Annotated in this window: 1 protein-coding gene; it reads left to right on the top strand. The window is 55.7% G+C overall.

Annotation, left to right across the window (positions count from 1 at the left end; all coding sequences use genetic code 11):
* The first annotated feature begins 229 nt into the window (after positions 1–229).
* Complete coding sequence (locus ROI90_RS21230; protein WP_380230184.1) at positions 230–661, top strand: T9SS type A sorting domain-containing protein; 432 nt, start codon at positions 230–232, stop codon at positions 659–661.
* Positions 662–906 lie beyond the last annotated feature (245 nt).

Below are 906 nucleotides of genomic sequence, written 5' to 3'. Positions count from 1 at the left end.
GGCCCCGCCCGCCGCTCGTGCCTTCCCGGCCCGGCAGTAACGGCGCGATGCGCGCCCACTGCGCGTCGGTCAACATGTACTCCATTCCCAAACATACTAGCCACTGTTAACACTTCCTAGTAATTGCCAAGGAGGGCAGCCTAGCACCAGCCTCGATTACCTGTTTGTCAACCGTTGCACGCTTACACCCGCAACAGTATTGTTGACTGCCAGCGGCGGCACAAACTACGTGTGGGCCGGTAAAGAGCACTTCAACAACACGAATCCCACCACGGCGACGGTAACGGCTACAACAGCGCCGTATACCCCTATCGGAGTATACTCAACCCGTAACGGCTTAGGAGGCACCGCGTTGACATACATTTACTTCGAGGAGAATGTGCAATGCCCACCCGGCGGCGGCGGAAGCGCTTCGCGCACATCTGCCTATCCCAACCCTAGTGCCAGCGATCTAACGGTAGATTACGAGCCGGCACCTGGAAGACAAGACGCGGAATTGGTGTTGCACAATAGCCAAGGCACTATCGTGCAAACCTTCCGCTACCCAGGCAACAGCCAGCGCCGCACCTTCCCCATCCGAGGCCTCAATCGGGGATTGTATTATCTGCGTACGGTTGAAAATGGCCGTACACAGGGCACGTTACGTCTTGTGATAGAATAGTGCTGATTATACTATAGAAAAAGCCAGGCGATGATGTTCGCCTGGCTTTTTCTATGTCATTGTCCTTGGCAGAACAGCACATCATGCTTTCACTGGAGCTTAGCGTGTAAATCCGCCCCGTTGGATACTGTTGGCGAATTGGTTTCCAGCGGTGAGAGCTACCTTCAGAGGTACCTTAATCGCTTCTGCTGATGAGCCTGCACCCCCAACCCAACGCGCCCGTTCCACCCCAAACGCGCCAGGTC

This window comes from Hymenobacter endophyticus (assembly GCF_032464715.1).
Classification (GTDB): domain Bacteria; phylum Bacteroidota; class Bacteroidia; order Cytophagales; family Hymenobacteraceae; genus Hymenobacter; species Hymenobacter endophyticus.
The sequence above is the reverse complement of the archived record's forward strand: the minus strand, read 5'-3'. Positions and strand labels throughout refer to the sequence as shown.